The following is a 20,542-nucleotide window of genomic DNA, read 5'->3' on the forward strand; positions in this document are numbered from 1 at the left end:
TCATGGATGGGGAATACCTCGTCGGTTTCGTGCACTACCTCATTCCCCTGCCGGTGGTGCTCCCGCTGTTCGCGGCCGGGGTCAAGCTGGCGCTCGGCATCCGCTGGCCGAGGGTCCAGCAGTGGCTGAGCGTCATCTCCCTGGCCCTCGTGCTGCTCATCGGCTTCGCGCTGATGCTGGGCGCGTCCGAGTTCGGCCCGCAGGCCGTGCAGGTGGGCGGGTGGGAGGCGCCGATCGGCATCACCCTGGTCGCCGACCAGCTGTCCGCCCTGATGGTGACGGTCTCGGCGGCGATCACGCTCGCCGTGCTCGTCTACTCGATCGGCCAGGGCATGGCGGGCAAGGCCGAGGTCGCCCCGCTGTCGGTCTACCAGCCCACCTACCTGATCCTGGTGGCGGGCGTCTCCAACGCCTTCCTCGCCGGCGACCTGTTCAACCTGTACGTCGGGTTCGAGATCCTGCTGACCGCCAGCTACGTGCTGCTGACCCTGGGCGGCACCCAGTCGCGGATGCGGGCGGGCGCCATCTACGTGGTCGTGTCGCTGGTGTCGTCGGTGCTGTTCCTGATCGCCATCGCGCTGATCTTCGGCGCCACGGGCACGGTCAACATGGCGCAGCTCGCCGAGCGCCTCCCGGAGGTCGCCCCGGACCTCAGGGTCGTCCTCCAGGTGGTACTGCTGTTCGCGTTCGGCATCAAGGCGGCGGTCTTCCCCCTGGCCGCCTGGCTTCCCGACTCCTATCCGACCGCCCCCGCACCGGTCACGGCGGTGTTCGCGGGCCTGCTCACCAAAGTGGGCGTGTACGCGATCATCCGCACGCAGACGCTGCTCTTCCCCGGCCTGATCCTCAACGACCTGCTCATGTGGGTGGCGCTCGCCACCATGGTCATGGGCATCCTCGGCGCGGTCGCGCAGACCGACATCAAGCGCCTGCTGTCGTTCACGCTGATCAGCCACATCGGCTACATGCTGTTCGGTGTGGCGCTCGGCAGCGAGCACGGCCTCGCCGGCGCGGTGTTCTACGTCGCGCACCACATCACCGTGCAGACCACGCTGTTCCTGGTCACGGGGCTCATCGAGCGCCGCGGCGGATCGACGTCGCTGGACCAGCTGGGCGGGCTGGGCAGGATCGCGCCGGTGCTGGCGGTCCTGTTCTTCATCCCCGCGATGAACCTGGGCGGCATCCCGCCGCTGTCCGGTTTCCTCGGCAAGATCGGCCTGCTCCAGGCCGGCATCGAGGCGGGCACCCCGCTCGCGTACACGCTGGTCGCGACATCGGTCCTGACCAGCCTCCTCACCCTGTACGTGATCGCCCGGGTGTGGAACTACGCGTTCTGGCGGACCCCCTCCGAAGGCATGGTGGCCGAGCCCGGCACCGTGCTGGAGGACGTCGAGACCGACGACACGTCGACCGCGGCCCTGGGCCCGGGCGAGGCGGTCGGCCCGTCCTCGCGCCTGGGCGACACCTCGACCCTGGCCGGCCCCGTCGTCACGTCGGTCGTCCTGCCCAAGAGCATGGTCGGCGCCACGGTCGCCCTGGTCGCGTTCGGCCTGGCCCTGACCGTGTTCGCGGGCCCGCTGATCCGGTACTCGTCGGAGGCCGCGGTGGAGCTGACGGCCCGGGCCCCCTATATCGAGGCGGTTCTGGGAGGCGACCGATGATCGAGCTGAAGGCGAGGAAGAGGAGGGGCATGGCCGCGCTGCGGCGGCGCCTGGGCAAGGTCCAGGTTCCGGTGGCGCTCGGCATGACCCTGGTGTGGCTGCTGCTGTTCAACGGCTTCCGGCCGCGCTTCGAGTCCCTCGGCCTGCTGGTCCTGGGGTTCCTGGTGTCGGTGCTGATCATGCTGGTCTTTCCGCTGCCGCCGATCACCCCGGGGTTCCGGTTCCGGCCGCTGCACCTGGTCCGCCTGCTCGTGTACGTGTTCGCCAGGATGGCGGTGGCCAGCTTCCGGGTCACGGTCCAGACCCTCTCCCCGGGTCCCGTGCGCAGCTCGGTGGTCGCGGTCCCGCTGCGCACCGGCTCCGACCTGATGCTGGTCTGCACCGCGATCGCCAGCTCGATCATCCCCGGCAGTGTGATCGTCGAGGTCGGCCAGCCGGACCACGTCCTGTACGTGCACCTGCTCGGCGCGGACGACGAGAGGAGCATGGCGGAGGGCCGGAAGGACATCTGGAACCTGGAGGAGCGGATCGTGATGGCCCTGGGCACCCGTGAGGACATCGAGGCACTCCGTTCGGACCGGACAAACGCCGCACGGGGGGAGGACGCGTGAACTTCCTGTGGACCACCATCGGCCTCCTGCTCGCGGCGGCCGTCCTGCTGGGCGTGATCCGGATGCTGATCGGCCCGAGCATCCTGGACCGGGCGCTGTCCGTGGACGTGCTGCTCGCCTCGGCACTGACCGGGATCGGCGCCTACGCGGCCTTCAACCGTGACCCGACGGTCCTGCCGACCCTGCTGGTGCTGTCGCTGCTGGGCTTCATCGGATCGATCAGCATCGCGAAGTTCGTCGCCCGGCGGCCCGAGGAGCACGTCGCCGCGCCGGCCGAGCCGGTGGACCCGCCACCGGAGGAGGGGAGGTCGTCATGAGCGACCAGCTCGTCACCGTCCTGGACTGGATCGCGATCCTGTGCCTGCTGGTCGGGGCCTTCTTCTCCCTCGTGGCCGGGATCGGCCTGATCCGCTTCCCCGACCTGCTCGCCCGCATGCACACCACGGCGAAGCCGCAGGTGCTGGGGCTCCTGCTGGTCCTGGTCGGGATCGGCATCCGGCTGATCCCCGAGGAGACCAACGTGTTCAACATCGGGACGCTGCTCCTGGTGGGCCTCTTCCAGATCGTCACGGTCCCCGTGGCCGGCCACATCGTCGCCCGGGTGGGCTACCGCACCGGGCGTATCCGCGAGGACCTGATCGTGCGGGACGAGCTGGCGGAGAAGCTGGCCGCCAAGCAGCGGGCGGCCGTCGGTGAGGAGACCCCCGGGACCCAGACCTGACCGGGTGCGGTCCGGAAGAGGTGACCGGACCGCACCGGGGCGGGGGGACGGCCCCGGGAGGTCGCCCTCCCGGGGCCGTTCCGCGTACCGCCCGCCGCGCCCCAGCGGGCGGCCCCGGGTGCGCGCGGACGGCCGTCCGCGCGCGGCTCACTGCGCGGGGCGCTCGGCCCCGTCATCGGCCATCAGCCTCGAACGGATGAGGAACCGGCGGCCCGTCGGCGCCTCCAGGGAGAAGCCCGCGCCGCGCCCCGGGACGACGTCGATGGTCAGATGGGTGTGGCTCCACAGGGCGAACTGCGAGCGGGACATCCACACCGGCACCGGTTCGGGCGTACCCGCGTCCAGGTCGCCCAGGCGGACGTCCGAGTCGCCGGTGCGGAACTCCCCCGCCGGATAGCACATCGGTGAGCTGCCGTCGCAGCACCCGCCGGACTGGTGGAACATCAGCGGTCCGTGTTCGTCGCGCAGCTCGCGGAGCAGGGCGGCCGCCGCCTCGGTGACGGCGACCCGCTCCGGCTCCGTGCCGCCGGGGGTGTCCATCAGAAGAGCCCCAGCGCCTGGTCCGAGTAGCTGACCAGCAGGTTCTTGGTCTGCTGGTAGTGGTCGAGCATCATCTTGTGGTTCTCGCGGCCGATCCCCGACTGCTTGTAGCCGCCGAACGCGGCGTGTGCGGGGTAGGCGTGGTAGTTGTTCACCCACACCCGGCCGGCCTGGATGTCGCGGCCGGCCCGGTAGGCGGTGTTGCCGTCGCGCGACCACACCCCCGCCCCCAGCCCGTACAGGGTGTCGTTGGCGATCCTGAGGGCGTCGTCGTAGTCGTCGAAGCGGGCGACGGACACCACGGGGCCGAAGATCTCCTCCTGGAAGATGCGCATGTCGTTGCGGCCCGCGAACACGGTCGGGGCGACGTAGTAGCCGCCGGACAGGTCTCCGCCGGGGTCGACCCGCTCGCCCCCGGTGAGGAGCTCGGCGCCCTCCTGCCGGCCGATGTCGATGTAGGAGAGGATCTTCTCCAGCTGGTCGTTGCTGGCCTGGGCACCGAGCATGGTGGCGGTGTCGAGCGGGTTCCCCTGCACGATCTTCCCGACCCGGTCCAGGGCGTCGCCCATGAACCGGTCGTAGACCGCGTCCTGGACGAGCGCGCGGGACGGACAGGTGCAGACCTCGCCCTGGTTGAGGGCGAACATCGTGAACCCCTCCAACGCCTTGTCGTAGTAGGCGTCCTCGGCGGAGGCGACGTCGGCGAAGAAGATGTTGGGGCTCTTGCCCCCGAGTTCCAGGGTGACCGGGATGAGGTTCTCCGACGCGTACTGCATGATCAGGCGCCCGGTGGTGGTCTCACCGGTGAAGGCGACCTTGCGCACCCGGGCGCTGCCGGCCAGCGGCTTGCCCGCCTCCACGCCGAAGCCGTTGACGACGTTGAGGACCCCGGGCGGCAGCAGGTCGGCGAGCAGCTCGACCAGCAGCAGGATGGACGCCGGGGTCTGCTCGGCGGGTTTGAGGACCACGGCGTTGCCCGCGGCGAGCGCGGGCGCGAGCTTCCAGGTGGCCATGAGCAGGGGGAAGTTCCAGGGGATGATCTGCGCGACCACGCCCAGGGGCTCCTGGAAGTGGTAGGCGACGGTGTCGCCGTCGATCTGGGAGTTGTGGCCCTCCTGGGCGCGGATCACCCCGGCGAAGTACCGGAAGTGGTCCACGACCAGGGGGAGGTCGGCGGCCAGGCACTCCCGGACGGGCTTGCCGTTCTCCCAGGACTCGGCGACGGCGAGCCGCTCCAGGTTCTCCTCGATCCGGTCGGCGACCCGGTGGAGGACGAGGGCCCGCTCGGCGGGCGAGGTGCGGCCCCAGGCGGGCGCGGCCCCGTGGGCGGCGTCGAGGGCGAGTTCGACGTCCTCGGCCCCGCTGCGGGCGATCTCGGTGAAGGTCTGTCCGGTGACGGGTGTCGGGTTCTCGAAGTAGCGGCCCCGGACGGGCTCGACCCAGGTACCGCCGATCCAGTTGCCGTAGCGCGGGGCGTACTCGACGATGCTGCCGGGCTGTCCGGGGGGTGCGTAGACCGTCATGGTGGCCTCCTTCTTCACGCGGGCACGGGCCGTGGCCGGGTGACCGCTTCCGGGAGAGATCTGAGGGCCGTGACGCTAGTCACCACGACGTTGCGACCACGTTGCGGGCGCGTGCGCCGGAGTCAGCGGCCGAGCCAGCGCAGCCTGCCTCGGAGGGCGGCGTGGCGGGGGGACGCCGGGTCGAGGGAGCGCAGCGCGGCGGTCACCACCCGGGGGTCGTCGCGCCACTCCGGGTGCTCCGACCAGGCCAGGAGCACGCCCGGCGGGGCGTTCGCTCCGAGTACCTCGCACACCTCCGCCTGGAGGCCGTCCCGGATCTCCGCCACCCCCGGCGCCTCCGAGCGCGGAAGGACCGGCCCGGTGTAGAGCTCCAGCGCCCTCCCGTAGGCGCCCTCCGCCAGGTGGCGCCGTACCTCGTCGATGTCGGTGGCCGGGGTGCGGAGCAGCCGGTAGGGGCGTGACGCGAGCAGCCCCGGCCCGAGCAGGCGGCGCAACCGGGACATCTCCGCGCGGACGGTGACCGGTGAGCCGTCGCGCTCGTGCAGCCGGGCGCCGAGCGCCTCACCGGTGAGGCCGCGCGGGTTGCGGGCGAGCAGGAGGAGGATCTCGGAGTGGCGGTTGCTCAGTTCCATGTCGCGGCCGTCGAGGACGAGTCCGGCCCCTCCGCGTCCCAGGACCCGCAGCACCGGTCCGGGCGACGGGGCCGGCTCCGCGTCCGTGGCCGGGTGCGCTCCGTCCCCCGCGTCGGGGAGGGGCGCCCCGAAGGACCCGGGGGCGGGCCGGGGAGGGGGCAGGCGCCCGCTGAGCCGCAGGGCCCGCAGCTCCATCTCCACGGCGGCGGCCGCCGTGCGCACCAGCGCCAGGGCCTGCGGGGAGGCGAGGTGGTGCTCCCCCGTGATGTCGAGGACGCCCAGGACCGCTCCCGTGACGGGGTCGTGCAGGGGCGCGGCCGAGCAGCTCCAGCGCTGCACCCCCCTGGAGAAGTGCTCGCTCGCGAACACCTGGACCTCGTGGCCCAGCGCGAGGGCGGTGCCGGGGGCGTTGGTCCCGGCGGACCGCTCGTGCCAGTTGGCACCCTCCACGAAGTGCATGCCCTCCGCGCTGTCGCGCAGGCCGTGGTCGCCCTCCACCCACAGCAGGCGGCCGGAGGCGTCGCCGACCGCGACGATCTGCGGTCCGGGGGACACGTCGACCAGGAGCCTGCGCAGCAGCGGCATGGCCGCGGCCAGGGGGTGGGCGTCGCGGTGGTCGCGCAGGGCGTGGCCGGTGAGCTCGACCCGGGGCAGGGTGGTGTCGGGGTCGACCCCGTGCAGGACGCTGCGCAGCCAGGACGCGCCGACGACGGTGCGGACGGGGCCGCTGACGCGGCCGGAGTCGGTGAAGCGCTCGTGGGCGGCGGCCACGTCCCGGCGCACGGCCTCGGGGTCGGCGTCCCACGACCACGCGTTCCACGTCCCGGACATCACGGCGCTCCCCTTCGTCGGGACGTCGGCGGACCGCCCCGACACCCCCGATTGAATCCGTGCCCGCCCGTCCTGACAAGGGGTTCTGCGCGAACGGCCGGGGAGCCGTCTCAGGCGGGCCGGGGGCCGTGTCCGGCCGGGAGGTCCGGCGGTGCGTCCGCCAGGGCCGCGAGCGCGATGGTCATCGCCACACGGGCCTGTGGGTCGTGCAGCGGCAGGTCCGCGACCGCGCCCATGCGGCGCAGCCGGTACCGCACCGTGTTCGGGTGCAGTTCCAGCAGCTCCGCCGACCGCCCCAGGTCCCCGTGCACGTACAACCACGCCCGCAGGGTGCGCGCGTAGTCCGTCCCGTGCTCGGCGTCGTGGCGTACCAGGTCCATGACGGGGTTGCGGGTGGGCAGCCTGCCCGCCTCCGCCACCAGCCGCAGCCGGCGCAGCAGCACCGCGTGCCAGGCGTCGTCGTAGACCACAGGTCCGGCACCCCCCGCAGAGCCGGGCCCGGTTCCCGGAAGCCCACGCGTCTCCCGCCCCTCCCCGGCCCCCGGCACCCCTTGGCCGTGCAGGGTCAGGCACTCGTCCGCCTCCTGCCTGCTGGCCGGGAGCCCGGACGGGTCCGCGGTGCCGCCCACCCCGGCGACGACGCCCAGCTGGTCCGGCAGCCCGCGCACCGTCGACCGCACCCACTCCACGGCCGGTGAGGGGTCGCCACCGCACGGAAGCACCGTGTACACGGTCGTACCGAGCAAGGTGCTGCGTCCGGGGCGCGACCATCCGAAACCGGTGGTGACCTGCTCGAACAGGTGCAGGATGGCCGCCTCCGGCTCGGTTCTGGCCCGCGCCTGGAAGGCGATCACCCGTAGGCCGGTGGCGAGCAGGCCCAGGCGGCCGGCCGCCTGGGCCGGATCCGCCGAACCCTCCAGCAGGTCGATCACCGACTCCGACTCCACCTGGCGTTCCAGGTCACTGCTCACCCTGGCGCGCAGCATGTGCAGCCCCACGGTGTGCGCCCCCTCCCTCAGGGCCCGGGACCGCTCGGCGTCCAGCGGGGCGTCGCACACCACCCACAGCGAACCGAGCAGTTCGCGCCCCACCCGGATCGGCGCGGCCGTGCGCCCGCCCAGTCCGAGTCCGGGCACGCCCGGCACGAAGCGTGGCTCGGCGGAGGAGGCCAGTCCGGCGAACACCCCGTCGGCGGCGAGCCTCTCGCGGACCCGCGCCGGGACCGCCCTGTCGATGACCGTGGCCCGGCGCACCCGGTCGGTGTCCCCCTGGGAGGCGGAGTAGGCGACGACGCGGGAGGCGCGGTCCTCGATCGTGACGGGCCCTCCGACCTCGGCGGCGACGGTGTCCGCGAGGGTGAACAGGTCGCTGGGCCCGCGTCCGGCCTCGGTCTCGCGCCCCTCCAGTACGAGCCCGTAGACGACGCCGGAGATCTGGCTCCACGAGACGGCGGGGTCGACGACGAGGAGGGCCAGTCCGCGCTCCCGAAGGTGTGCGCGCACGTCGTCCCCGGGCTCCGTGGCGGAGCGGAGCAGGACGGCGGTGGCGCGTGCCTGCTCGGCGAGGTGGACGGCCTCGGCCGCGGAGTCCACGCCGACCGCGAGGAACGCGTCGCCCAGGGGCGGGGTGTCGTCGGTGGGGTCGTGCATGGCGACGCTGCGCAGTTCCCTGCGGCGCAGGCCCTCCGCGCCGACCAGCCGGGCTCCGTAGCCGCCCAGCACGTTGACGAGCCGGTCGAGGTTGATCATCTCCCGCTCCCCTCCCACCGTGATGTTGTCGCTTTTCCACAAAATCAGGCCACGGGAATGTCGGATCAGGATAACCCTGCCTCCCGTTGCCGTGGACAGACTCGGTGATGAGCGGCAGCACCCCCTCGCCGGCCCTCGCTGTGTTTCTCCACCCACGGACCGAGCCGTGGCGTGGGCCCGTGAAGACAAGGAACGTTCCCATGACCAGGACCACCGACCGATGGATGACCAGGGAGGGCTACGAACGCCTCCAGGAGGAGCTGCGAGTGCTGCGCGGCCTCCCCGACGACGACCCGGGCACCACCGGGGCGGACCGGGGCGCGGGGAGCACAGTCCCCGCGCCCCGCTACATTCACGACCCGGCGGTGCGGCAGGCCCGCGTCCACACCATCGAGCGCCTGCTCAGCGAGGCCGTGGTGGACGAGGCCGCCCCCGACGACGGGATCGCCGCGCCGGGCAAGGTGCTCACCATCCGCTATGACGGCGAGGACGGGAGCGAGGAGTTCCTGCTGGGCCTGCGCGACGCCTCCGTGGCAGACGGGATGACCGTGTACTCGCCGGAGTCGCCGCTGGGGGCGTCCCTGCTGGGCGCCCGGCGGGGTGAGCGGCGCACGTTCACCTCCCCGCGCGGCGCGGTCATCGGGGTCACCCTGCTGGGCGCGGAGCCGTACCGGGCCTTCGTGGCGGGCTGAGCCCGCCGGTCCCACCGACCGGGACGGCCGCCCCCACGGGAAAGCGGGGCGGCCGTCCCGCGCGTCACGTACCCACCGGTCTCGGAGTCGGGACGAAGGGTCGCCACGCCATCGCCGCTGTAGCGACGTCCGGCGCTCAACCGCTGTCCACGGGCCAGAACTGGACACGGAGGACGAAGACGAGGCACAACCGCCGGTGCTCCTGGTACCAGAGCATCAGGCGTCCTTCCGCGTGGTCCAGAACTCGGGACACACCGGAGTCCTCGATCGGGGGATCTCCGAGATATCTGACCGAAGCGGCTTCGGCCAGACGCTGGGAAAGCTTCTCGACCTCCCGTTGGTCGACCGGGCGCAGACCTCCGACCACGTGTTCGGCGTCGGGAAGGTACTCCCAGAGAGTGTTTTTGAAGGCTTTCGGGTCGGCGAGCGGCCGTCCAGGCGATCTCTCGCAAGACGATGTGCGAAGTTCAGCCTGGTTGTGCTTCACGAGCGCAGAGGCGCGGCGAGAGGAAGCCTGGTGGACGCGAGTCCGGAAGGATTCAAAAACACGACCCGGGTCCAGTCCGTCACCTACGGACCCGCAGGGTAGCTTCACCGAGCATCTGTGAGATCTCCTTCGCCGCGTCCCGGGCGGCGTCGACATCAGCTGCCCTGCCCACGATCTCCTCCAGCTCGCGGAGACGGTCGGCACGTCGAGGATAGCGCCGGAGCTCGACGAACACCGCCCATCGGAAGAGAAAGGTGTGCATGGGAACAGTGCTGTCGGTCTGTACCGCTTCCTGCCACACCTGATGGAACTCGGCGTCGAAACGAACAGCCTCCGCCAGATCGAGCCGGGAAACCGCAACCCGCAGCGCCTGCTCCGTCATGGGGGTATCGGGAACAACGGTTCGTCGTGGCCGACAGAGCTGACAGCGGCTTCTGAACCCATCTTTTCCCCCGTCCCGGGCTCGAACAGAGGCCCCGGAGCAGCAGTCCATCCCAGTGACGCGGTGAGGGCCCCTCGTGGAGGCTCACACGCACCTCAGTCGCCCATGCGCACCGGAGGCCCATTCCCGCGTGCGGGGGGAGCACTGAGAAGTCGTTCAGCCGTACAGTTCCTTGGGGGTCCGTCCCCGCGTGCGGGGATCGTGCCTTCGCGCGTTGGATGGTGCGGCGCCGTGACGGACCGGAAGGGCTTGCCGTCCCGAACCCCTCCCCCGTGATCTTGTACCTCTGGCGGGCGTAGGCGCCCAAACCGCCTACAAGTACAAGATCATCGAGGTGAGAGCCCCCTCGGGTCACACCGGTAACGGTTCCGGTCGACCTCTCAGTAGCCGCCCGGACCGGGCTGGTTCGGCTGGCCGGGGTAGCCGCCCTGGCCCGGGTAGCCACCCTGACCGGGCTGACCGGGCTGACCGGGCGGGAAGTAGCCGCCCTGGTCGCCCTGGCCGGGGTAGTAGTAGCCGCCCTGACCGGGGTGACCGCCCGGGACCGGCGGCGGGCCGACGGGCGCGTGCGGGTCGGTCGCCTGGAACCACGCCTTCGAGTCCGCGTTCTCGACCAGGAACAGCACGACCATCGCCATGATCAGGCTGAAGGCGGGGTTGGAGTCGGTCAGGAGGCTGAGGGCGCCGTTGGCCACCGCGAGGCCGACCACGACGCGCAGGAGCATCCGCGCCCGGGGGCCGCCCTTGCCCATCTGCGTGATGACGTAGACCTCGAAGGCGGTCAGGAGGATGCCGAGGACCAGGACCGCCACGAGGGCCGCCATGGGCATGCCCATCTCGGCCTCGACCTCGGCGGTGGGCAGCGAGGTGAGCGCGATGACGCTGAGGAAGGCCACCCCGTAGAGGAGGGAGGCGATGACCGCCCGGATGATCAGGACGACCCTGACCGCCTTGAGGGTGGTCGGCATGGGAGGTCTGGGGGCAGGGGGATACATGGGGGAGGGTTCCTTGTCGTCGGGGCCATAGACGTGTGGGTCCGCGGGTGTCGCAGGGGATACGACTCCCCGGCGCGTCCGATGGTTCCCGGCCCCTCCGCCCGGCGGCTCCTCCCCCGGTCCGGTCCCGGCCCCCGGAGGCCGTCGCGGAGCCGTGGTGGGGCTGCCACCGGGTGGTTCGGCCCGCTCTCCGACCTCGCGACCATATGTGACGTGCATCACCCGTCAGCCCCGTGGCCTCCTGAAACACTTCCGCACCGGAGGCACCCACTGTTACTCCCGTTGACTTCAGTGTTACTAACTGATCACTTAGTTTCCAGTCTCTGACCCGCTACCAGGGAGACCTCATGATCGATCGCAGGCTTTTCCTCGGGGGCGCCACCCTCGCCGTGGGGGTCCCCCTCCTCGGCGGCTGCGCCTCGGGAGCGACCCAGGCGTCACTCGAATCGGACTCCTCGTCCCTGGCCAATCCGGGAGCGCTCCCGGTCAGCGTCGCCAACAACACCGGCCGGTTCTCCGACGGGGAGGTCCTCGTCTACGTCGTGGGGACCGACCTGACCACGAACCAGCACGTGTGGGTCGACGCCTCCGGGACACCCCACCCCGTCAGCGAGGACGACAACACCGACGACGGGTACACCGACTACTCGATCCCGCTCGACGCCCTCGGCGGCATGACGCTCCCCTACATGTCGGGGCGCATCTACCTCTCGCTCGGCGGCAAGCTCGGCATCCGCATCGTCACCGGAGGCGACGGCACCCCCGCGCTCCAGCTCCCCGCGGGCTGGGTCGAGAACGACCACGGCTTCGACGTGCTGCACGACTCGGTCGAGTTCACCCACAACGACGCCGGGATGTTCTGCAACACCAGCATGGTCGACCAGTTCAGCGTCCCCATCGGTATCCGGCTGACCGGCGACGCCGACCAGACCACCGGCATGTTCCAGCCGGGCGGACGGGCCGCCGTGTTCGAGACCCTCGCGGCGGACCCCGTCTTCTCGTCCCTGGTCCACGAGGACCTGCGGGTGATCGCCCCCGGGCACGCGCTCGACCAGGGGCTGTTCCCGTCGGACTACTTCGACCCCTACATCGACGAGGTCTGGTCGCACTACGCCTCCACCGACCTGACGGTCACCACGAACACCGGGACCTTCACCGGCCGGGTGCAGGGTGACCAGCTCGTCTTCGACGGGGGCGTCGCGCCGATCTCGCGGCCCTCGACCAGGGACGTCTTCTTCTGCGACGGGAACCTGGCCGCCCCCAACGACGGGATCACCGGCCCCGTCGCCGCCATCGTGGGCGCCGCGTTCAACAGGGGGACCCTGCTGACCGCCGCGCAGCAGCCGACCAACGACCCGGCCGGCTTCTACCAGGCGGAGATCGCCAACCACTACGCCGCTGTCTTCCACGAGAACACGGTGGACGGCAAGGCGTACGGCTTCGCCTTCGACGACGTGGAGGACTTCGCGTCCTACATCCAGGACCACGGTCCCTCCGCGCTGGAGATCACCCTCACGGCGTTCTGAGGCCGCGGCTCGCACCGCCCGCACAGGCGGGCGCCTCCGGGCCCGGATCGGATCCGGGGAGTCGCGTGACGGCGGCTCCCGTGCCCGCCCCCGGGGTCGAGCCCCCGACGCCCGGTCCACCGACCGTCGCCGGGACCCGTTTTCGCGGGTGGGGCGCGAAACGGGTCCCGTCGGTGCGGTGGACCGGGACCGGAAACGCCCCCGCGCCGTCCGGCACGGGGGCGTCCCCCTGCCCCCGGCCGGACACGGACCCCGGACCGCTGCCTCGCCGGCCGGAGGAGGGATCGTGGACGGGCTCGGTGTTTCGGCTCAAGAGGGCTGGACGGGCGGGGAGGAACTGTCCGAGATCATCGAGAGACGGAGACCGACCGGATGACAGGAGACAGCTGTGGGCAGATCAGTTCTGGTGACCGGAGGGACCCGGGGCATCGGGCTCGGTATCGCCAAGGGGTTCGCGGCGGCCGGGGACCGGGTGGTGGTCGTCGGGCGCGACGAGGCCAGGGCCCGCGAGGCCGCGCAGGGGGTCCCCGGTGCGCAGTGGGCGGTCGGCGACATGGCGAAGGCCGCTGACTGCGCACGCGTGGTGGAGCAGGTCGTGGAGCGCGCCGGCGGTCTGGACGTGCTCTGCGCCAACGCCGGCGTCTTCCCCTCGTCCCCGCTGGTGTCGATGGGCGAGGACGAACTCGACCAGGTCATCGACACCAACCTCAAGGGCACCGTGTTGATGGTGCAGGCCGCGGTGGAGGCCCTGACGGCCTCCGGCCGGGGGCGGGTCGTGATCACCTCCTCCATCACCGGGCCGCTGACCGGATACGCGGGCTGGTCCCACTACGGCGCCACCAAGGCCGCCCAACTGGGGTTCATGCGCAGCGCCGCCCTGGAGCTGGCACCCCGAGGCATCACGGTCAACGCCGTGCTGCCCGGCAACGTGCGCACCGAGGGCTTGGACGAGCTGGGGGCGGACTACCTCGACCGCATGCGCGCGGCCATCCCGGTCGGACGTATCGGCGAGGTCGAGGACATCGCCGCGGCCTGTCTGTTCCTGGCAAGCGCCGGGGCCTCCTTCATCACCGGCCAGTCCCTCGTGGTGGACGGCGGCCAGGTGCTCCCCGAGGACGGTCAGGCCTTCGCCCGACCGAGCTGAGGCCGCGCGAACCCTCACCGCGCCGCACCGGGGCCGGGGTAGGGAATCACGCCAACCACAAACCCGCCCGGGGCGGGGGCGCCGGAACCCGTGGCGCCCCCAGCCCGGACACCGCCCGTGGGATGCTTTGCGGCTCGCTGTGGCTTCGGGAGCGTCAGACCGTCCGGGGGTGCGCCCCACGGCGAGCCGCGATGAGCGCCTCGATGCCGTCGAGGAGCAGGTCGAGTCCGAATCCGAAGTCACCGTCGTCGATCCAGTCGTCACCGCCGCCGAAGGCGCCCTCTCCGACCGCCGCGGCGAGCGCGGGGTAGTTCTCGGGATCGAGGACCTCAGCGAGGATCGCGCTGTACTCCGCCAGCCCGGCGACCGCCTCCTCACCTGGGGGCTCCTGCCCGACCGCGCCCAGCGCGAGGCCCGCATGGCTGACGGCGTAGCCGGTGAGGGTGCTGGCGACGTTCATCCTCTCCCCCGTGCCCAACCCCGTGTCGGCCAGGGCGGCCAGCCCCCGGTCGAGCCAGAGCAGGGACCTCGGGCCCATGGGCGGGGCGAAGCTCGTGATGTGCAGCAGCCACGGCCGGTCGAGCAGGAAGTCGCGGTTGGCGCGGGTCCAGACCGTGAGGTAGTCCCGCCAGCCCGTTCCCTCCGGTTCCGGGGGCGCGGGTACCGCCGCGTCGGCCATGGCGACCAGCAGTTCGTCCTTGCTGCCCACGTAGCGGTACAGCGACATCGTCGCCACGCCCATGCTCCGGGCGACGCTGCTCATCCGCACCCCGGCCAGGCCCTCGGCGTCGGCGATCCCGATGGCCGCGGCCGTGATGCCCTCCAGGCGCAGGCTCGGGCGCGGCCCGTGGCGGGACACCGGGTCGCGTCCCCACATCCGTGCCACCACAGGGGGTAGCACCGGTCCCTCCGCCATGGCTTCTCCGTTCTCTCCCCCGGGTCACCGCTCGCAGGACGATCGGCGTCGCGGTGTCCGGTCTTGCCCCGAGGATAGGACGCAGTACTCTGTATCGGGTACAGTGTATGGAGTACTCAATTGGATACCCCCTGGAGCCCCCTCAATGACCGACACCCGGGCCACACCGACCCCCTCCCCCGCCCCGCCCCCGCCCCGGGGGCCGACGAAGGACTCCGAACGCGCGCTCGCCCCCGACCTCGCACGCGGAGCCATGCTGCTGCTCATCGCGCTGGCCCACACGACCGGCCTCTTCTTCGTCTCCGCGCACGGCGCCGGGCAAGCGATGAGCGGTGTCGGACGCGCCTTCGAGATCGCCATGTCCACGCTGGTGGACGCACGCGCGATCCCGATGTTCGCGATCATGTTCGGCTACGGACTGGTCCAGATCGCGCGACGGCAGGACGCCGTCACCGGCTCCCCCCGGGCGGCGCGCGCGGTCCTGCTGCGCCGCAACGGTTGGCTGGTCGTCTTCGGGCTGGCGCACGGCACCCTGCTCTTCTCCGGCGAGATCCTCGGTGCGTACGGCGTGCTGGGCCTCGTGTTCACGCTCGTACTCCTGCGCCGCAGCGACCGCGTGTACCGCGCCCTCCGGTGGATCGGAGGCGTGCTGCTGGTGTACGTGCTGGGTCTGGGCGGCCTGGTCGCCTGGGCCGTCGCCACCGGCTCCGGGGAACCGGTGCCGGCGTCGGCCCTGGAGGAGGCGTCCTCCCTGAGCGCGCCGACCTACGCGGCCTCCGTCCTCGCACGGCTGGGCGAGTGGCCGGTGCACACCGGGCTCATCGTGGCCGGGTTCCTGCTGCCGGTCTGGTTCGGCGCGTGGGCCGCGCGGCACCGCGTGCTGGAGGCTCCCGCGGCCCACCGCCGGATGCTGTGGGCGGGCGTCGCGGTCGGTTTCGCCGTCGGTGTCGCGGGCGGCCTGCCGATGGGCCTGTTCAACGCGGGTGTGCTGCATGCCGACGCGTTCGCCGCGACGTGGATCCAGATGCTGCACCAGGTGTCCGGGGTGTTCGGCGGCATCGGCTACGTGTCGCTGTTCGGGCTGATCTCCCTGGGGCTGTCGAAGGCGGGGGCACCCCGGGAGAACGTCGTCGTCGGCGCACTGGCCGCGCTCGGGCAGCGCTCGCTGAGCGGTTACCTGTTCCAGTCGGTCGTGTGGGTGGCCCTGGCCTCGCCGTACACGTTGGCGCTCGGCACCCGGTTCGAGCAGCCGACCCTCTTCGCGGCCGGTTGTGCGGTGGGGGTCTGGCTCGCCACCCTCGTCGGCGCCGACCTGATGCGGCGCCGCTCCCTGCGCGGCCCGGCCGAGGTCCTGCTCCGGCGGCTCACCTACGGCCGCTGAGATGACCGCCCCGGGGTCCTGGCTCTCGACAGCGTGACCGCCCGGACCGCGCCCTTCCGACCTGTCTCTGGTGCAGGGCCGGGTTTTCGCAGGAGAGCGTCATCGGGATGTGGAACGGCCCCGGCTCGGGCCGGGGCCGTTTCTCGTCCGCACATCAGAACTGGTCGGAACCGGTCACCTGCCCGATCGGGAACGAGTGGCGGGAAGCGGCGCAGATCGTCTCCAAGGCGTGGACGGGAACGTCCTCGGTCGAGTAGCTGACACGGAGCACCTGCACCACCCACTCACCCGGGACGTCCAGGAGGTCGGCCTCGTACGGTGTGGCCGGGCGCGCGGTCAGGGTCTCGGTGGCGTGCCCGAACCGGTGGCCCATGTCCTCAATGGCGGCCTGGAGAGTCGGCAGGACGAAGCCCTCGCCGTCCAGACGGGTGTTCTCGCCGAGGTCCGCGCGGAAGTACGACGTCGATATCCGTACGGGAATCTCGTTGGCCCAGAACATCTTGCGCCGGGCGATCACGTTGTCACCGGGCTCGACGCGCAGGCCGAGGGCGACGTGTTCGTTCGCTGGCTCCTGACCGACGAACAGCATCTTCCGCTCCGGCTTGAGTCCCTGCTGCTGGGCTTCGGTCAGATACAGGGACTTGGACCCGCGCGTGGCCGGAGGGGTCGGCAGAGCGCGCTCGACCAGGACACGCGGGCGCGGGTCCAGCGGCCCCGTCGGTGCCTTGTGTCTGGGCTCCTCGGTACCGGCCTTCTTCATCTGGCTCACACGGCCGGGCGACACTCCGAGGTGTCGTGCAATGTCTTCCTGACGGAGACCGGACTGTTGGGCTTCGATGATCGCCGCGCGCCGGATCCGGGACAGCTCCACGCTCTGACCTTGCAAGCTGGTCATAGCAGCTGACGCTGCGCGGGCTCTCTCAAGCGGGTCGGGCATGGCGGCGATGTCATGCAATGTCCGTGCGTCCATGGCAAATCCTCAGGTCGGGTGCTCCACTGCGGACTTTAGCCCCCCTATTGCGTCGAGCGAAAGGGCGGGTTACTGTCATCACACGCGAGGGTTTAGCCCCTATAAAGACAGCGGTTCGACGCTGCCTTGTGGGCGGTGGAGCAGTTGGCGGTCACACCTCCAGTGTGCCCCAGCTGCCAGAGCCCGAGTGTGACACCGCGTGGCCTGCGGCTTGGCGGTCACAGCTGCGCGGTGTCCTCGTCCTGATGACCTGCCGGACTTCCCATCCGGCGCTCGACCAGGAGGTGTGCGCCCTGTGCGCTACCTGAACTTGTCGGCCCTGGTGGCCGCCCGACACATCGCGCCGGAGGCCGTGCGCCGCCGACGACCGCGCCGGGCGGCCCGGGTCCGGGCCTACGCCCCCGCCCGCTTCACGTCCTGCGCCACGGACCCCCGCGACGTCCCGGACGCGGTCATGAACGGTCTCCACCGCCCGGAGGTGAGGGCGGCATGATGCCCCCGCACTGCGCCGAGATCTCCCTGGACCGGAGCGGCATCCCCCGCTCCTGCGTCATCGAGGCGGGTCACGAGGGCGACCACATGGACCGTCAGGGCCGTACCTGGGAACCCCCGGGCCTCGTCCTCGTCCGCCTGCGCGACGCCTGGGGCGGTACCCACCGCATCGTCTGGACCGGACGCATGTGGATCGCCACCTCCCACCGCCGCGACGTCCACTGGCGCACCGAGGTCGAACCCACCCCCGCCCAACTGGAGGAGAGCCTCCACGCCCACTCCCGACCGCCCACCCGGCCCCGCACGGGGAACACCCCGTGAGCCGGCCGCGACGGCCTCCGGCCCGCGTGTGCGCCGCCGACGCCCCGCTCACCGCCGAGGAACAGGCCGCCTACGACCGCCAGGGCGAGCTGATCGCCATGGAACTGCGCTGGGAGGCCGCCCTCCGGGCCGCCGGGTACGAGGTGCCCGCCATCATGGACGGTGTCCGCTGGGGCAACGGCGACAGCAGCCGCACGGACGGCGACCGGGACCGCCAGGACGAGTGACCGCCCCGGCCACCCGCGCCGGGGGGCACCGGACGAAAGCCCGGTGACCCCGTCTCCGACACACCGGCCCACCCGGGTGGGCCTCTCCTCGTATCCCGATCCACCAGCACCGGAAACCGCTATGGACAAGATCTGCCCGAACTGTTTACAGCCCTGGCCCGACTGCGTGTGCGTGGTCCCGATCAGGCAGGACACCACTCCTGGCACCGTGTCCTGGTGCCCCTGGCCGCACCCGGTCCTGTCCCAGCAGCTCGGACGGCCGCTGCTGAGCCCTTTCGACACGGCGCCCGCGTCGGAGCACCTGAAGGAGTTCTGCCGGGACTGCGCCCAGCCCTGGCCCTCCTGTACGTGTGAGGGCAGACGCCTCTGACCCCCGGACACGGCGCAACCGCCCCCGCTCTCCCGGCCGGGAGAGCGGGACCCCCACACGTGGTCCGTCACCCGGCCGCACCGGCCTCCGGCTCGGACGCCCTCGCGGCGGCCAGGCCCAGCGGTCCGTCGGGCGCGGGGACGAAGTGGCGGGCGACGTCCTCGTCGGTGACCGCCTCCAGGGTGTCCGGCACCCACTTGGGCGAACGGTCCTTGTCGACCACCTGCGCGCGGATGCCCTCCACCACGTCGGGTGAGGCCAGCGCCGCGCAGGACACCCGGTACTCCTGTTCCAGGACCTCCTCCAGGCCGGGCAGCTCCCGGGCGCGGCGCAGCGCGGCCAGGGTCACCTTCACGGCGGTGGGAGACTTGGCGGCGATGGTGTCGGCCGCCTCCGCCGCCCCCCGGTCCCCGTGGGCGCGCAGCCGCTCCACGATCTCCTCGGCGGTGCCGGCCGCGTAACAGGAGTCGATCCAGTGCCGTCGGCCGCGCAGGTCCGGCGCCGGCGCGGTCTCGGCGAACCGGCCCACCGCGTCGGCCACACCGTCGGCGGAGGCCGCTTCCGCGAGCGCGGCGGCCAGGTCGGGCAGCCGGTCGGAGGGCACGAAGTGGTCGGCCAGGCCCAGGTACAGGGCGTCGCCCGCGCCGACCGACCCCGCGGTGAGCGCCAGATGGGTGCCGGTCTCCCCCGGGGTCCGGGACAGCAGGTACGTGCCGCCGACGTCGGGCACGAAGCCGATGGTGGTCTCGGGCATGCCGACGACGGTGCGCTCGGTGACGATCCGGACGGACCCGTGCGCGGACACGCCCACGCCGCCGCCCATCACCACGCCGTCCATGAACGCGGCGTAGGGCTTGGCGTACCGGGCGATGTGCGCGTTGAGCAGGTACTCGTCGCGCCAGAAGGCGGCTGCGCGCCGGTCACCGTCCCGGGCGCTGGCGTGGATGGCGCGGATGTCACCGCCGGCGCACAGCCCGCGCTCCCCGGCCCCGTCGACCAGGACCGCGGCGACCGCGTCGTCGCGCTCCCAACCGGCGAGGGCGTCACGGAGGGCGTCCACCATGGCGTGGTCGAGGGCGTTGATGGCGCGCGGGCGGTTCAGGGTGAGGCGGCCGAGGCGGCCCTGGACCCTCGCCAAAACCGTGTCCCCGGCGGCTCCGGTGGCGGACATCAGGCGGCCCCCGTCAGCCCGCGAGCGATGATCAGGCTCATGGTCTCGTTGGTCCCTTCCAGGATTCGGTGCACCCGTAGGTTACGGACGATCTTCTCGATGCCGTACCCGGTGAGGTGGCCGCGGCCCCGTGGAGTGGGGCCTGGTCCGTGGTCGTGAACCCGGTCCCGGTGGCGGGCGCCCCGGACACGGCGGCGTCCTCCTCGACCCCGGAGGGCCGGTGGGAGGTGGCGGTCCTCGTGCGGGGGAGGGCGGGGAGCGGAGGGCGGGGAGAACGACGCCGCCATGCCCGCGGTCGGCCGGGGGCCGGTGCCGTGGGCATGGCGGCGGGCGGTGTGCCGGTGTCGGCGCTCACCCCGCCCCGGGGACACGAGGGCGCGCTACGCGCCCCCCGCCCGGTCGCCGGGGTGGTGGGCCCGGCCCTCGGGGTGTTCCTCCGCGCCGGGCCCACCCGTCCCGTGCACGGGTACGACGGGTGACCGCCGCCCGGGGCCCGCCCTGCGGCGGGGCAGCCCCCGACTCAGGAGGCCGCCTGCCTTCCGAGGTCCCCCAGCATCAGATGGGCCTCGTCCAGGCGGTCGCCGAACGCCTCCGGGGTCTCGGCGAGGCGCATGGCGGTCAGCTCGCAGGCCATGGCGGCGTGGGCTGCGAGCACGGCGACGCTCTGCGCCGTGCCGACCTCCGTGAGGGCCCCGGCCAGCCGGATGGCCCGCTCGTGCCGTGTGAGGAGGTAGCGGGAGCGCAGTTCGGTGCTCTCCCGGAGCAGGCGCGCCAGGACCGCGGAGTGCGCGGGGGACAGGGCGGTGTGCGGACGGGCGGCGGCGTCGGCCTCGCGGAGCAGCCCGACCGCGGCGTGCAGGTCGTCGCCCAGCGGCTGCGACGCCTTCTCCCGCACGTAGGCGCACATGCGTTCGACCTCGGCGCCGTCGTCGGCGAACAGCACCTGCTGCTTGTCGCCGAAGTACCGGAAGAAGGTGGTGCGCCCCACCTCCGCGCGCTCCGCGATCGAGGCGACCGTGACGTTGTCGAATCCGTGTTCGGCGAAGAGTTGGAAGGCTGCTGACACGATCATGGCTCGGGCCTTACGCCGTTTGCGGGCGTGGAGCGTGTCCGGGGGGTGGTGCATGAGGCGACCCTATCG

Annotated in this window: 24 protein-coding genes; 13 read left to right on the top strand and 11 right to left on the bottom strand. The window is 72.1% G+C overall.

Annotated elements, in window-relative coordinates:
* Positions 1 to 2 precede the first annotated feature (2 nt).
* The 4 genes from ACFWTE_RS10550 to mnhG are packed head-to-tail and all read left to right on the top strand — an operon-like array spanning position 3 to position 2,993.
* Positions 3 to 1,661 carry a Na+/H+ antiporter subunit D gene (locus ACFWTE_RS10550; RefSeq protein WP_378779067.1) on the top strand — a complete coding sequence of 553 codons (1,659 nt, stop codon included), beginning with the start codon at positions 3 to 5 and terminating at the stop codon, positions 1,659 to 1,661.
* Positions 1,658 to 2,272 (top strand): Na+/H+ antiporter subunit E, encoded by a 615-nt coding sequence (locus tag ACFWTE_RS10555; protein WP_378779068.1) that lies wholly within the window; start codon positions 1,658 to 1,660, stop codon positions 2,270 to 2,272. Before ACFWTE_RS10550 ends, ACFWTE_RS10555 begins: the two co-directional genes overlap by 4 nt.
* Complete coding sequence (locus ACFWTE_RS10560) at positions 2,269 to 2,589, top strand: monovalent cation/H+ antiporter complex subunit F (protein WP_378779069.1); 321 nt, start codon at positions 2,269 to 2,271, stop codon at positions 2,587 to 2,589. Before ACFWTE_RS10555 ends, ACFWTE_RS10560 begins: the two co-directional genes overlap by 4 nt.
* Entirely contained in the window at positions 2,586 to 2,993 is a 408-nt protein-coding gene (mnhG, locus tag ACFWTE_RS10565; RefSeq protein WP_378779070.1) for a monovalent cation/H(+) antiporter subunit G, read from the top strand. Before ACFWTE_RS10560 ends, mnhG begins: the two co-directional genes overlap by 4 nt.
* 147 nt (positions 2,994 to 3,140) lie before the next feature.
* Here the strand turns inward: mnhG and ACFWTE_RS10570 are convergent, their stop codons facing one another.
* The 4 genes from ACFWTE_RS10570 to ACFWTE_RS10585 form a co-directional block, all read right to left on the bottom strand.
* Complete coding sequence (locus ACFWTE_RS10570) at positions 3,141 to 3,533, bottom strand: DUF779 domain-containing protein (RefSeq protein WP_378779071.1); 393 nt, start codon at positions 3,531 to 3,533, stop codon at positions 3,141 to 3,143.
* Positions 3,533 to 5,056: an aldehyde dehydrogenase family protein gene (locus tag ACFWTE_RS10575; protein WP_378779072.1), complete on the bottom strand. Its 1,524-nt coding sequence runs from the start codon at positions 5,054 to 5,056 to the stop codon at positions 3,533 to 3,535. The genes ACFWTE_RS10570 and ACFWTE_RS10575 overlap by 1 nt, the downstream gene beginning before the upstream one ends.
* Before the next feature lie 122 nt (positions 5,057 to 5,178).
* On the bottom strand, positions 5,179 to 6,519 hold the full coding sequence (locus ACFWTE_RS10580; RefSeq protein ID WP_378779073.1) for a GAF domain-containing protein: 1,341 nt from the start codon (positions 6,517 to 6,519) through the stop codon (positions 5,179 to 5,181).
* Positions 6,520 to 6,629: 110 nt separating this feature from the next.
* A complete protein-coding gene (locus ACFWTE_RS10585) occupies positions 6,630 to 8,267 on the bottom strand; it encodes a PucR family transcriptional regulator (RefSeq protein ID WP_378779074.1) in 1,638 nt (545 codons plus the stop codon).
* A 200-nt stretch (positions 8,268 to 8,467) separates the two neighbouring features.
* Between ACFWTE_RS10585 and ACFWTE_RS10590 the strand changes: the two genes are divergently transcribed.
* A complete protein-coding gene (locus tag ACFWTE_RS10590) occupies positions 8,468 to 8,959 on the top strand; it encodes a GreA/GreB family elongation factor (RefSeq protein WP_378779075.1) in 492 nt (163 codons plus the stop codon).
* 566 nt (positions 8,960 to 9,525) lie between these two features.
* Here ACFWTE_RS10590 and ACFWTE_RS10595 read toward each other — a convergent pair.
* Together ACFWTE_RS10595 and ACFWTE_RS10600 are read right to left on the bottom strand one after the other, a co-directional pair.
* Positions 9,526 to 9,828: a hypothetical protein gene (locus ACFWTE_RS10595; RefSeq protein WP_378779076.1), complete on the bottom strand. Its 303-nt coding sequence runs from the start codon at positions 9,826 to 9,828 to the stop codon at positions 9,526 to 9,528.
* Between the two features lie 440 nt (positions 9,829 to 10,268).
* Positions 10,269 to 10,856 carry a hypothetical protein gene (locus tag ACFWTE_RS10600; RefSeq protein ID WP_378779077.1) on the bottom strand — a complete coding sequence of 196 codons (588 nt, stop codon included), beginning with the start codon at positions 10,854 to 10,856 and terminating at the stop codon, positions 10,269 to 10,271.
* Positions 10,857 to 11,230: 374 nt separating this feature from the next.
* Between ACFWTE_RS10600 and ACFWTE_RS10605 the strand changes: the two genes are divergently transcribed.
* A complete protein-coding gene (locus ACFWTE_RS10605; RefSeq protein ID WP_378779078.1) occupies positions 11,231 to 12,409 on the top strand; it encodes a beta-1,3-glucanase family protein in 1,179 nt (392 codons plus the stop codon).
* A 388-nt stretch (positions 12,410 to 12,797) separates the two neighbouring features.
* Positions 12,798 to 13,553: a 3-oxoacyl-ACP reductase FabG gene (fabG, locus tag ACFWTE_RS10610; RefSeq protein WP_378779079.1), complete on the top strand. Its 756-nt coding sequence runs from the start codon at positions 12,798 to 12,800 to the stop codon at positions 13,551 to 13,553.
* A 154-nt stretch (positions 13,554 to 13,707) separates the two neighbouring features.
* Here fabG and ACFWTE_RS10615 read toward each other — a convergent pair whose 3' ends face one another.
* Positions 13,708 to 14,469 (bottom strand): TetR/AcrR family transcriptional regulator, encoded by a 762-nt coding sequence (locus ACFWTE_RS10615; RefSeq protein ID WP_378779080.1) that lies wholly within the window; start codon positions 14,467 to 14,469, stop codon positions 13,708 to 13,710.
* Between the two features lie 145 nt (positions 14,470 to 14,614).
* Here ACFWTE_RS10615 and ACFWTE_RS10620 point away from each other — a divergent pair, with 145 nt between their 5' ends.
* Entirely contained in the window at positions 14,615 to 15,850 is a 1,236-nt protein-coding gene (locus ACFWTE_RS10620) for a DUF418 domain-containing protein (protein WP_378779081.1), read from the top strand.
* 154 nt (positions 15,851 to 16,004) lie between these two features.
* On the opposite strand, the gene ACFWTE_RS10625 is transcribed toward ACFWTE_RS10620, so the two are convergent.
* Positions 16,005 to 16,610, bottom strand: coding sequence for a UTRA domain-containing protein (locus ACFWTE_RS10625; RefSeq protein ID WP_378779113.1), 606 nt, complete (start codon positions 16,608 to 16,610; stop codon positions 16,005 to 16,007).
* 505 nt (positions 16,611 to 17,115) lie between these two features.
* Here ACFWTE_RS10625 and ACFWTE_RS10630 point away from each other — a divergent pair.
* The 4 genes from ACFWTE_RS10630 (at position 17,116) to ACFWTE_RS10645 (ending at position 18,230) form a co-directional block, all read left to right on the top strand.
* Positions 17,116 to 17,313, top strand: a complete 198-nt coding sequence (locus ACFWTE_RS10630; RefSeq protein ID WP_378779082.1) for a hypothetical protein — start codon at positions 17,116 to 17,118, stop codon at positions 17,311 to 17,313.
* Positions 17,310 to 17,633, top strand: coding sequence for a hypothetical protein (locus tag ACFWTE_RS10635; protein WP_378779083.1), 324 nt, complete (start codon positions 17,310 to 17,312; stop codon positions 17,631 to 17,633). The genes ACFWTE_RS10630 and ACFWTE_RS10635 overlap by 4 nt, the downstream gene beginning before the upstream one ends.
* Entirely contained in the window at positions 17,630 to 17,860 is a 231-nt protein-coding gene (locus tag ACFWTE_RS10640; RefSeq protein ID WP_378779084.1) for a hypothetical protein, read from the top strand. Before ACFWTE_RS10635 ends, ACFWTE_RS10640 begins: the two co-directional genes overlap by 4 nt.
* A 121-nt stretch (positions 17,861 to 17,981) precedes the next feature.
* On the top strand, positions 17,982 to 18,230 hold the full coding sequence (locus tag ACFWTE_RS10645) for a hypothetical protein (protein WP_378779085.1): 249 nt from the start codon (positions 17,982 to 17,984) through the stop codon (positions 18,228 to 18,230).
* 67 nt (positions 18,231 to 18,297) lie between these two features.
* Here the strand turns inward: ACFWTE_RS10645 and ACFWTE_RS10650 are convergent, their stop codons facing one another.
* The gene (locus tag ACFWTE_RS10650) at positions 18,298 to 19,401 is read right to left on the bottom strand and encodes an enoyl-CoA hydratase/isomerase family protein (RefSeq protein ID WP_378779086.1); all 1,104 of its coding nucleotides are present in this window, start codon (positions 19,399 to 19,401) and stop codon (positions 18,298 to 18,300) included.
* The gene (locus ACFWTE_RS10655; protein WP_378779114.1) at positions 19,401 to 19,475 is read right to left on the bottom strand and encodes a hypothetical protein; all 75 of its coding nucleotides are present in this window, start codon (positions 19,473 to 19,475) and stop codon (positions 19,401 to 19,403) included. The genes ACFWTE_RS10650 and ACFWTE_RS10655 overlap by 1 nt, the downstream gene beginning before the upstream one ends.
* Positions 19,476 to 19,550: 75 nt before the next feature.
* Between ACFWTE_RS10655 and ACFWTE_RS10660 the strand changes: the two genes are divergently transcribed.
* Entirely contained in the window at positions 19,551 to 19,880 is a 330-nt protein-coding gene (locus tag ACFWTE_RS10660) for a hypothetical protein (protein WP_378779116.1), read from the top strand.
* Between the two features lie 41 nt (positions 19,881 to 19,921).
* Here the strand turns inward: ACFWTE_RS10660 and ACFWTE_RS10665 are convergent, their stop codons facing one another.
* Positions 19,922 to 20,527 (bottom strand): TetR family transcriptional regulator, encoded by a 606-nt coding sequence (locus ACFWTE_RS10665; RefSeq protein ID WP_378779087.1) that lies wholly within the window; start codon positions 20,525 to 20,527, stop codon positions 19,922 to 19,924.
* Positions 20,528 to 20,542: the final 15 nt, after the last annotated feature.

It is taken from the genome of Nocardiopsis sp. NPDC058631 (assembly GCF_042716955.1).
Classification (GTDB): Bacteria; Actinomycetota; Actinomycetes; order Streptosporangiales; family Streptosporangiaceae; genus Nocardiopsis.